Consider the following 11,720-nt stretch of genomic DNA (forward strand, 5'->3'; position numbering starts at 1 on the left):
CGTTTTCACGCTAAATGTTTTATGTTAGTTTCTTTGTTTTCAAATCATCAAATAACTGATTTACTTCATTTTGTGAAATATTTCAATTCGATTCATAAGAATTATTACTATAAATATCATTTGTATATTGGACTCATAATGAATATGATCCATCATTAAGTGCCTGATACTTAAGTTTTAAATTACTATTATGATTATGTTTTTTCACAAAGTTTTCAAAGGTTGTTTTTAATATACCACTACCTTTGCCTGTTATTATAGTTAAGTCAGAAATTATTCCTTCTTCAAGGTCAAAGATATGGTTTTGTAAAACAATTAAAGCATCTTGAGACTCTAGTCCATGCAAATCTATAGTTTGCGTCATACTTTGATAATAATACCAGCTTTTTGCATGATGCTAAGTGCCATACTGTGAAATAAATCAGCATCATGTTCAAGCGATTCATAAGTTTGAACACAATTTCGATAAATAACAACTGGTTTATCTTGTTTTGATTTATTTAGTCATGTTTTTAAATTTAATGCAAATTGCATCACACAAATATCGGTGCATGCACCTGTTATGATAAATTCATCATAGTTATTTAGAATATTTTTATCTAATTCTCAAAAACCATTTGTTGTGTTTTTGTAAAGTACGTTAGATTCATCATCTAAAACAAATTCTTGTAATTCATCAATGATTTGAGCCTCGCTACTACCAGCAATACAATGCTCAGGATAGGTTTTCATTTCTAAATCATGTTCACTATGTGCATCGCAAACAAACATGACATCATTTTCTTTATTACTAGATAAAAGATCAACCATATCAGGCACAATTCCAGCAATACGTTTATCACTTAAATCACCAAAACGTACAAAACCATTTAGCATATCGATAACAAAGAATAATTTTTTATTTTTGACAGTTTTCACAATAACTTGTCCCCCTTCCATTTTCCTTAAAATCAAGTTTTACTTTTTTAATTAAGTGTGTTTTACATCTTAAACATTCTAAACCTGCTCTACCATAAACCTTCAATTCATTTTGAAATTTACCATTAATACCATTTACTGAGCTATAATCTTTTACACTGCTTCCCCCATATAATATACTTTTATCCATAATATCTTGCGCATTTTTTAATATTTCACATAATTTTGGATAAGAAATATCTTTTGCTTTTGTCATTGGATAAATTTGTGATTCAAACAAGGCTTCATCAGCATAAATATTACCAATTCCGAGCACTAAAGATTGATCTAAGAGAATTTTTTTAATACTAATATTACGGTTCTTAATCTTTTGATATAAATCATTAGGATCTACATCTCCAGGTAATTTTGCTAATTTTTTAATTTGGTAAATTGAATCTATGTTGTTTGATTCAATTATTTCAAAAGAACCAAACATACGTGTGTCATTATAAACCATTACTTTCTGATTATCTAAAAAGAAATAAATACAATCATGTTTATAATTATATAAGTACGGATCATTAATATCACGTATATAATATTTTCCGGCCATTCTTAAGTGTGAAATTAATCTTGAATTATCACTAAAATTAAAAACTAAGTATTTGCCAAAGTTTTCAATATCATTTATTAATTTATTTTTGCAAAAATTAATAAATGAATTTGGATCGGTATTTTTAATTATTTTTTCAATTTTAACTTCTGTTTTAAGAATTATTTTTCCTTTGACGTGGTCATTTAATGATCTTTGTACAATTGTTACTTCTGGATATTCTGGCATTAACTTATTATAATATATTTTTATAAATTACACTAAGCTTTTGCCATGTTTTTGGAATAACGAAATTGTGGTAAAATAGTATTACGGTTATATGTTTTATCACATAATAATCAATTTTTAAAATTTAATAAATAATAATATTTTTGGAGGAATTATGACACCACATATAAGTGCAAAAAAGGGAGAAATTGCTAAAACAGTAATTATGCCTGGGGACCCACTCAGAGCTAAAAATATTGCTGAAACATTTTTGGACCCTGGATATAAACTTGTTAACTCAGTACGTAACATGTTTATGTATACTGGAACATACAAAGGAAAGCAAATTACCATTGCAGGTAGCGGAATGGGATGTCCATCAATTGGAATTTATTCATATGAATTATTTAATTTTTATGATGTAGATCGTATTATTAGAATTGGATCTGCTGGTTCATATATTGAAGAATTAGGACTGTATGAAGTTGTACTGGCAACTGAAGCTTATGCTGATTCAGATTCATTTAGAAAACTTGCTTTAGGTAAGGATGGAAATATTGCATACCCTGCTGAAGCTTTAAATAAAGAAATTGAATCAATAGCTAGTGATTTAGGTCACAAACTAACTAAGGGTCGTGTACACTCTTCTGATGTATTTTACTCTGTAGTACCGTTAGAAGAAAGAATTAAGGAAACACAAGCTGTTTGTGTTGAAATGGAATCATATGCATTATTTACAAATGCTGAAAAAGCTGGTAAAGAAGCAGCATGTTTATTAACAATTAGTGATAATTTAATCACTAAAGAAGAAACTAGTTCACAAGAGCGTCAAACTGCTTTTGTTAAAATGGTGGAGATTGCTTTAAACTTAGCAAAATAAACTTATGCGTATAGTTGATATTATTGACAAAAAGAAACGCAACCAAGAATTATCCGAAACTGAAATTGAATTTTTAATTAATTCATATGTAGCAGGAAATACACCAGATTACCAAATGAGTGCATTTTTAATGGCTGTTGTCTTCAATTCGATGACATCACGTGAAATTGCCTGAATGACTAAATATATGATGAATTCAGGTGAAATTATTGATTTATCCGAGATACCTGGCATTAAAGTTGATAAACACTCAACGGGTGGGATTGGAGACAAAACCACACTGGCCATTGCTCCAATTATCGCTGCATGCGGAGGATATGTAGCCAAAATGAGTGGTAGAGGACTAGCTCAAACTGGTGGAACAATCGACAAATTAGAATCAATTCCAGGTTTTAATACAGAAGTAAGCCAAAATGATTTTATCAAACAAGTGAAAGATCATAAAATTGCGGTAATTGGACAAAGTGCTAAATTAGTACCTGCTGATAAAAAATTATATGCACTTCGTGATGTGACTGCTACAGTTGATTCAATTCCATTAATTGCGTCATCTATTATGTCTAAAAAGCTTGCCACAGGATCTAATGCTATTTTATTAGATGTCAAATGTGGTAATGGAGCTTTTATGAAAGATGAAGCAAGTGCAAAAGAACTAGCACAAACTATGATTAACATCGGAAAAGAATTAAACGTTGATGTACGAGCCGAAATTACTAATATGAATCGCCCATTAGGCCGGGAAATTGGTAATAAAAACGAAGTATTAGAAGCAATTTGAACGTTGCAAGGAAATGGACCAGAAGACTTTAACGAACTTATTTATTCTTCTTGTTCAACTATTTTATTACAAGCTAAACTTGCAACAAGTTCTGAGCATGCCAAACAAATGGTGCAAGAAGTTATACAAAATGGAATGGCGCTTAAAAAATTCTATGAATTTGTTAAATTACAAGGCGGAAATTTGGATAAATTACTCGCCCCAGATTTTTGAAATCCTAAATATAAATTAGAGATTAAAGCAAAACAAGAAGGTTATCTCGAAATTTTTGATAGCTTAGCTTTTGGCCTTGTTTCTATGAAATTAGGAGCAGGGCGCCAAACTAAAGAAGATTCTTTAGATTTTGAAGCTGGGATTACGTTAAATAAGAAGACCAACGAGTATGTTAAGGTTGGGGAAACATTATTTAGTTTATTTTCATCAAACCCAATTGATGAAAAATTAGCAGTTGAATTAGAAAATGCTTATAAATTTAATATGACTAAAATAGATAACAAAGTAATTCTTGATAAATTACAATAAAAGAGGTATTATGGATTATAATAAATTAATCGATCATACACTTTTAAAACCAGAGGCAACTGAAAAAGATATTAATAAGCTTATTTCAGAAGCTCTTAAATATAATTTTAAAACTGTATGTGTAAATTCTTCATGAGTGAGATATGTACATGATAAACTAGCTAAAACAAGCATCGGTATTACTAGCGTGGTTGGATTTCCGCTCGGGTCAATGATTACCCAAGTTAAGGCTCAAGAAGCAAAACTTGCTATTGATCATGGGGCCAGCGAAATTGACATGGTAATAAATATTGGACGCTTTAAATCAGGTGATTATGAATATGTTTTAAATGATATTAAGAAAGTAAAAGAAGCGTGCGGTAACCGCATTTTAAAAGTTATTATTGAAACAGCCTTACTTTCTGTTAATGAGATTAAAAAAGCAACCGAAATTGTTATGAAATCAGGTGCTGAATTTATAAAAACATCTACTGGATTTAGTTTTAGAGGCGCATCTTTAGATGACATTAAAATTATGAAAGAAACTTGTGGCAATAAATTATTAATTAAAGCGGCAGGTGGAGTAAGTAACCTAGAAGATTTAATAAAAATGTATGAAGCTGGTGCAACACGCTTTGGAACATCACGAGCTGTTGCAATAATGGAAGGTTTAAGCTCAAAAGAAGGATATTAATTTTATACATTCTATAACCCATAAGGTTTTCCTTATGGGTATTTTTTTAACAAAAATAAGACATTTTACAAATGCCTTATTTAATTTCAAAGATGATTTCTTGGAATAATTTATGTTTTTCTGCAACTAAGTCAAGTTCTGGTTTAGTTTTAGCTAATTCTTCAAGTTGTTTATATCTTGGTGCAAATAATTCATTATAAATTTCATCACTAAGACCAATATATAAATCATAATTTAAGTTAGCTTCAAGCGGTTCAGCATTACCCAAATGTCCATTTGGGTTAGATATATATGGAGTGACAAAACTGTGTTTAGGTACAAAATTTGCAATACGTGCATTATAATCAATATATTGATTAATATTAGTTTTGTTACTGTTAATACCTAACTCAATATTTATTTTATTTGCTTCACGAGTAAGGTTTGAAACAGTTAAATTATTATATCTATATAAAAATAATGGAATTCTCTTGTTATCTAAATTAGGTATTCAATCTGGGATATAGTTTAATTGAAGTTTGTTAAGAATGCTTAAACTATTTAAACTATTTTCACCGATATTCAACGAAACTGGCAGCACAATTTTAACAATGTGGTTGATATTTGCTGGTATTAAGCTTGATATTTTGGTTTGTTTTCTATCTTCTTCAAATTCATTATCAATTAATGGAAATGAATTTGAAGTTTGATCACGAGAGTATAAGGTTAATGGCAAAATATGGTTTGCACTATTATCAGAATACGTAATTTGTAAAAAGTCTTTAGCGACTAAATCATTATCATATTGAGTTGCAATAGAATTTTTAGATTTTTCAAAGGCTTCATTAATTTTTTGTTTATCTGCATCATTATAAACAATATCGTCTCAGGTTTGTGGATTTCCTTTTTCGCTTTCAATTTTGGCAATTGCTCTACCACGTATATTTTCATTATCAATTGTTTCAAAAAATTTATTTGGCGAATCATAACCATGTGGACGATTAAAGATATTATTAACTAGCAAGCTAAAATGTGGTGAAGTTTTTTGAATTATTGCTAAATATTCGGTTTGTAAGTCATTATTTAATAAGGTTAGCAATTCATCAGATTTTTTAAAGTATTTACTACTTTTTTCAAAGATACTTTGTTTTAAAACTTTATAAGTGGTAAAATCTCAATTTTTAAATAATTCTTGTGTATCTTTTTTATAATTATTAATTAACAATTTGATATCTTCTTTAAATTGCGTAATTTTTGAACTAGTAGTTTTATTTTCTAAAGAATTATAGATTTCTAGCAATGTATTAATGTTTAATTGTGTAAAGATTGTTTCGCGGTAAAAATCAAAGAATTCTCTCATACTTTGCAATTTAGTTTCTTCAGTTTTCAATGACGAAATCAATCCTGTTAATATATTACTGGTATAACGAGCTGCATAGCCATTTAGGTTTGCGATCATCTCGCCAATATTTAGTTGATCTAAAACTTGCCTTGCATTTTTAAGTAAACCGCTGAGAAATTCTGTAAACTTTTTATCTTGAATAAAAGTTAACCAAAGTTCATATAATTGAGAGTTTTGAGTCTTAATATTTTCTAAGAAGTTTTTATTTTCTTCAATGGCTGTAAATTCAACCAATAATTCTTTTGCATAATCCCTGGTTTGATTCAACATAATTTCTAATAAATTAATAAAACCTTCTTTTTGAGTTGTTTCTGAGATATACTCAAATTTATCAGAGTTTAATTGCAATTGTTGCTTTTGGTCCTTTTTATCATCATCCCCACTTTTTATAGGCTCATTTGGTTTTGTCGGTTCTGGATTGCTCATACAACTTACTAAAGGAAATAAAGTTGGTAGCAATGCTGTTGAAATTAATAATTTTTTAATTTTTTTCATGCCTTAATTATATAATATTATGGTAATATATAATTAATATTTATATATATTTATAAATTATCATGAATATTTTAAAAAAGTAGCTTAAAAAAGGGAGTTTTATGGCAGCATTAACAATTATCTTAATAATCATAAGTTTTTTAATTATTATCATTTCTTTTATTATGTCACCAGATTCAAATGGATTTTCTGGAGCTTTAGTTGGAAGTGGTGATTTAGATTTATTTAAAGTATCAAAAGAAAGAGGGATTAAGAAAATTCTTAAATATTCAATGATGACTTTTGGGTTTTTATTACTAATTTTATCATTACTTTTGAGGATTTTTATATAGTATATGAACGAAGCAAAAATAGTTAAATATATTTCATCTGCAAAATCACGAACATTTTTAGAAATTGCAAAGTATTTTAGAATACCACCATCAAATAACAGGGAAATAACTTCACTCTTATCGGTTTTACAAAAAGATAACAAGATTTTTAAAAACAATAATGATGAATATTATGCTGTTAAGTTTCTTGAAAGTGTTGAAGGTGTTTTGTCTGTTAATGCAAAAGGAATGTTTGGATTTGTTGACTATGATATTGATTTAGAAAATAACACAAAAAAAAGTGTCTTTGTGAAAAAGTTTAACTTTAATACAGCAATGCATAATGATACTGTAAGAGTTAATATATATCAAAACGTGTTTGATGATCAAATGCCTTGTGATGGAGTGATTACCGAAGTTATTTGTCGAAATACTCAAGAAATTCAAGGATTTATTAAACTTAAAAATGACTTAACTTATTTTGTACCAGTAGATACAAAATACCGTATTTTTACTTGAAAAATTGAAACATGCATTGTTCAAATTAAATTAAATGATTTAGTAAAAGCAAAGATAACTAAAATAGAAGGCAGTTGCATTTCTATTGAAATTATCAAGGTTATTACTAATGAAGCTGATCCAATGGTTTATGTTAAATATTACTTAGAAGAAGTAAAAATTCCAAGCAGTTTTCCTTCTTCGCTTGAACAAGAAATTTCTTTAATACCAAAAAATATTGACCAGGAAGATCGAACAAACCGCAGAGATTTAACTAATAAAATGATTGTTACAATTGATGGTGATGATACCAAAGATTTTGATGATGCAATTTATGTTGATAAATTACCAACTGGTAATTATCTTTTAGGTGTTTATATTGCTGATGTTTCATATTATGTTAAAGAAAATACTGAAATTGACAATGAAGCATTAAAGCGCGGCACAAGTATTTATTTAGTTGATCAAGTTGTGCCAATGCTTCCAGTCGAATTATCGAATGGTATTTGTTCGCTTAATCCAAACCAAAAACGATTTGTTATGGCGTGCGAAATGGAAATTGATCAAAATGGTAAAAATATCAATTTTGAAATTTTTGAAGGAATTATCGAAAGTAAATTTAGATTAACCTATAAACAAGTTGATAAATATTTTAAGGAAGGTGATATCGGTATTGATCAATCGTTGGATGATGTTAAAACTTTAACAAAAATGTTAGATAAAGCAAGAGCATTATCGCAAATTATTCATAAGTTTAAAATCAATGAAGGATATGTTGATTTTGAAATTAATGAACCCAAGATTAAACTTGATGAAAATGGTTCGGTTAAAGAAATTATAATTTGTGAACGTGGTGAATCAGAGGTGTTAATTGAAGATTTCATGGTAAGAGCTAATGAAACAATTGCAACATTTTTATTTGATAACAAACTTCCAGCTTTATACAGAATTCATGATGCACCAGATGAATTAAAGATTACTTCATTAAAAAATTCACTGAGCGCAATAGGCATTAAAGATATTAAATTAGATTCAAATTCAATATCTCCACTCAATTTTGCAAATTTTGTGAATTCAATTAAAACTGTGAGAGATGATGATTTTGTTAAATTAATGTTTTTAAGGACAATGCAAAAGGCTATTTATTCAAGTGAAAATGTCGGACATTTTGGACTTGCATCACAAAACTATTGTCATTTTACTAGTCCTATACGAAGATACCCAGATTTAGTTATTCACCGTGTCATTCGTGATTTAGTCTTTAATAAACAAACATATTTAATCGATCATTTTAAAGAAAAATTATTAGTATATGGTGATTTAAATACCAAAGCTGAGCAAAAGGCTGTGCAAACTGAAAGATACGTTAATGACCTTAAATTTGCTGAGTATTTAAAAAATCAAACCGGTAAAGTGTATAAGGGGCAAATTTTAAGTATTTTACCGTTTGGGTTTTTCATCGAGTTTGATTTTAAAGCTAGTGGTTTAGTTCATAGATCAACTTTAATTGATGATGAGTATGAAGCTAATGAAAACTTAACAAAGTTAGTAGGTAAAAAACGTAGCTTTACTCTTGGAGATTATGTTAATGTGGTAATTACAAATACTGATCTAGTCCAAGGGAAAGTTGATTGTGTTTTAGAAGATTTATATCCACAATATTTAAAACTTAAAGAAAAGAAATTACAAGATTCAAAAACTAAAAAACATGATCAAAAGCCAAAGAGAAAATCATAATGCCTAAAATTGTTAAAAACTGCTTAGGTTTTGATTCGAATTTATATATTTATCAAGACAAAGAAATGTTTAACTATTCAGTTGACACAATTTTATTAGGTAATTTTGTTTTTTTAAATGAAAAAATAACTCATACTTTAGAAATTGGGGCAAATAATGGGGCTTTATCAATATTTATAGCTGCTCGCAATCCAAAACTTAAAATTGATGCTCTTGAAATACAAACTAGGGCTGCTGACCTAGCTAATGAAAATATTAAATTTAATAAAATGGAAAATCAAATAAATATAATTAATACAGATTTTAATGATTTTTGAAAAATGCATGCTAAACAATCGTTAAAAAAATATCAAAGTATTTTTTGTAATCCGCCATTTTATGAAATTTCTAAAACAAAAATAAAAAACGATGTACCTAATGAAATTTTAATTGCTACCCATGATATTGCCTTGACATTAGAAGAATTAGTTTTAGGATGCTCGAAAATAATTGAACAAAAAGGATTTTTAAACATTGTTTTACCAGTTGAACGGTCAATTGATTTATTTGTGATTTTGCGCAAATATAATTTTGAACCCAAACGAATCCAATATGTTTATACAAGGGTGCAAGATAAACCAAAATTTGTTTTAGTTGAAGCAAGGTATCAAACTGGCAGTGGACCACATTTTTTACCTAATTTATACTTACATGATTCAAGTGATAAATTGAATCATGATTATTTGCCGCAAATAAAAGAATTATACAAACCTATTAAAGTAATAAAGGAGCTTAAATAATGAAGAAATTTTATATCACCACCCCGATTTATTATGCTAGTGGCAATTTACATATTGGACATTTATATACAACTACCTTAGCTTGAACAATTGCAAATTATAAAAAAATGCAAGGCTATGATGTAAAGATGTTAACCGGAAGCGATGAACATGGTTTAAAAATTCAACAAAAAGCTAAAGAATTAAATCTTGATCCACAAACTTTAGTCGATGAATTATCTGGTAAATATATTCAAATGTGAAAAGATTTTAAAATTGATTATCAATATTTTTGGAGAACTAGCAATTCTGAACATAAGCAAATTGTTCAAAAAATATTTAGTTATTTTTTGAAGAAAAAATATGTATATAAAGGTAAATATAAAGGTTTATATTCTGTTAGTGATGAAGAATTTTTAACTGAGGATCAAGCAATTAAAAAAGATGGTAAACTTTACCACCCTGTTAGCCAAAAAGAATTAGAGTGAGTTGAAGAAGAAACATATTTTTTCGATATGCAAAGGTTCTTGCCTTGGCTCCAAGAATATATTAATCAAAACTCAGAATGATTAATGCCTTTAAAAACAAAAAAAGAATTAATATCTAATTTCATAGATGTAGGGTTGCAAGATTTGTCAGTAACACGAACAAATTTAAAATGAGGTATTTCTGTCTTAGAGCATCCTGAGCATACTTTATATGTTTGATTAGATGCGCTTTGTAATTATATTAGTGCTCTTCGATTTGATTTTGAAAATAGTAAATTAGAATTTCAAGAATTTTGAGCTTCAAAAGATGCTGAAGTTGTTCATGTAGTTGGCAAGGAAATTACAAGATTTCATATGATTTATTGACCTATTTTCTTAAAAGCATTAAATATTAAGCAACCAACTAGAATTCAATCTCATGGTTGAATACTAGATAAAAATGGTTATAAAATGTCTAAATCACTTAACAACATTATTGATCCTTATGATTTATTATCAAAATATCACCCCGAAGCAATTAAATATTTTTTAGCTTCGCAGATTAATTTTGGGGAAGATGGGCATTTTGATGAAGATAGGTTTGTTGATATTATTAATGCGGATTTAATTAATAATTTTGGTAACTTAATTTCACGTACCTTAAAAATGAAGGATTTATCATTTGTCAGTCAATCCTTAAAATACCAAAAAACAACTAATGAACATGATTTAGAAATTGAAACTCAAATTTTAAAATCCAAAAATGAATATATTAATTTATTTAATGATTACAAAGTTGATAAGGCATTAAAAGTGGCAATCAACTTAAGTAATGCATTAAATAAATATATCGATTTAACAAAGCCCTGAACCTTAAAAGATGATTTAGAAAACTTAGAACAAATTTTAGTTCGTTTGTTAAATGGAATTTATACAATTGCTACATTATTGCAAGTTGTTATGCCGTTGAAAATGATGCAAGTGCAACAAGCTTTAGGGGCTGATGAATTAAGTTTAAATAAAATTGAAGATTTTAATAAATTTATAAGGTTTAAACAAGCCCCCCATTATATATTATTTGAAAGAATTAAGAGGTAATTATGATTTACGCAAAAGCAACTAGATATATAATTAATCCTGAAAAAACTAAAATGTTTGTTGATTATTTATACATCTTAACACAAAAAGTTCGTAAACTTGAAAAGAATTTATCCTTTGAATATGGGTTAGAATCTCGTGATAAGATTTTAATTATTCAAAGGTGATCAACAGAAACAGATTATGAAAATTTTGAATCACAAGAAGAATTCAAAAAAGAATTAGCAACTTTAAATAAGATGTCACTGAAAGTTTTTGAAATTTTTGATTTAAATATTGCTCGCTAAAAAGGACAAGAAAATCTTGTCCTTTTCTATATAAAAATTTTTGGAATTAATAAAAAAGTGTATAATTTATGTAGGAATTTCAGGATTGTGTTACTAAGTATCACTAAAATTTAAT

At 27.9% G+C, this 11,720-nt stretch carries 12 protein-coding genes; 8 read left to right on the forward strand and 4 right to left on the reverse strand.

Features of this window, described 5'->3' with window-relative positions:
• Window positions 1-19: 19 nt before the first annotated feature.
• From AC0B4K_RS01760 to mutM, 3 genes are read right to left on the reverse strand one after another with little or no spacing between them, the layout of a single operon-like run.
• Entirely contained in the window at window positions 20-346 is a 327-nt protein-coding gene (locus AC0B4K_RS01760; protein WP_465103561.1) for a Smr/MutS family protein, read from the reverse strand.
• Between the two features lie 2 nt (window positions 347-348).
• A complete protein-coding gene (locus AC0B4K_RS01765; protein ID WP_465103562.1) occupies window positions 349-918 on the reverse strand; it encodes a cysteine hydrolase family protein in 570 nt (189 codons plus the stop codon).
• The gene (gene mutM, locus AC0B4K_RS01770) at window positions 899-1,741 is read right to left on the reverse strand and encodes a bifunctional DNA-formamidopyrimidine glycosylase/DNA-(apurinic or apyrimidinic site) lyase (protein WP_465103563.1); all 843 of its coding nucleotides are present in this window, start codon (window positions 1,739-1,741) and stop codon (window positions 899-901) included. Before mutM ends, AC0B4K_RS01765 begins: the two co-directional genes overlap by 20 nt.
• Window positions 1,742-1,895: 154 nt before the next feature.
• Here mutM and deoD point away from each other — a divergent pair, with 154 nt between their 5' ends.
• The 3 genes from deoD to deoC are packed head-to-tail and all read left to right on the forward strand — an operon-like array spanning window position 1,896 to window position 4,573.
• Window positions 1,896-2,600, forward strand: a complete 705-nt coding sequence (deoD, locus tag AC0B4K_RS01775) for a purine-nucleoside phosphorylase (RefSeq protein ID WP_465101425.1) — start codon at window positions 1,896-1,898, stop codon at window positions 2,598-2,600.
• A 4-nt stretch (window positions 2,601-2,604) separates the two neighbouring features.
• On the forward strand, window positions 2,605-3,900 hold the full coding sequence (locus tag AC0B4K_RS01780; RefSeq protein WP_465103033.1) for a thymidine phosphorylase: 1,296 nt from the start codon (window positions 2,605-2,607) through the stop codon (window positions 3,898-3,900).
• Between the two features lie 10 nt (window positions 3,901-3,910).
• Window positions 3,911-4,573, forward strand: coding sequence for a deoxyribose-phosphate aldolase (deoC, locus tag AC0B4K_RS01785; protein ID WP_465103564.1), 663 nt, complete (start codon window positions 3,911-3,913; stop codon window positions 4,571-4,573).
• A 76-nt stretch (window positions 4,574-4,649) separates the two neighbouring features.
• On the opposite strand, the gene AC0B4K_RS01790 is transcribed toward deoC, so the two are convergent.
• Window positions 4,650-6,449, reverse strand: a complete 1,800-nt coding sequence (locus AC0B4K_RS01790; protein WP_465103565.1) for a hypothetical protein — start codon at window positions 6,447-6,449, stop codon at window positions 4,650-4,652.
• Between the two features lie 101 nt (window positions 6,450-6,550).
• Here AC0B4K_RS01790 and secG point away from each other — a divergent pair, with 101 nt between their 5' ends.
• The 5 genes from secG to AC0B4K_RS01815 are packed head-to-tail and all read left to right on the forward strand — an operon-like array spanning window position 6,551 to window position 11,605.
• Window positions 6,551-6,781: a preprotein translocase subunit SecG gene (secG, locus tag AC0B4K_RS01795; RefSeq protein ID WP_465101429.1), complete on the forward strand. Its 231-nt coding sequence runs from the start codon at window positions 6,551-6,553 to the stop codon at window positions 6,779-6,781.
• 3 nt (window positions 6,782-6,784) lie between these two features.
• Window positions 6,785-8,995: a ribonuclease R gene (rnr, locus tag AC0B4K_RS01800; protein ID WP_465103566.1), complete on the forward strand. Its 2,211-nt coding sequence runs from the start codon at window positions 6,785-6,787 to the stop codon at window positions 8,993-8,995.
• A complete protein-coding gene (locus tag AC0B4K_RS01805; protein ID WP_465103567.1) occupies window positions 8,995-9,774 on the forward strand; it encodes a tRNA1(Val) (adenine(37)-N6)-methyltransferase in 780 nt (259 codons plus the stop codon). Before rnr ends, AC0B4K_RS01805 begins: the two co-directional genes overlap by 1 nt.
• Window positions 9,774-11,318: a methionine--tRNA ligase gene (gene metG, locus AC0B4K_RS01810; protein WP_465103568.1), complete on the forward strand. Its 1,545-nt coding sequence runs from the start codon at window positions 9,774-9,776 to the stop codon at window positions 11,316-11,318. Before AC0B4K_RS01805 ends, metG begins: the two co-directional genes overlap by 1 nt.
• A 2-nt stretch (window positions 11,319-11,320) precedes the next feature.
• Window positions 11,321-11,605: an antibiotic biosynthesis monooxygenase gene (locus AC0B4K_RS01815; RefSeq protein WP_465101433.1), complete on the forward strand. Its 285-nt coding sequence runs from the start codon at window positions 11,321-11,323 to the stop codon at window positions 11,603-11,605.
• Window positions 11,606-11,720 lie beyond the last annotated feature (115 nt).

Source organism: Mycoplasma sp. 11548, assembly GCF_055523555.1.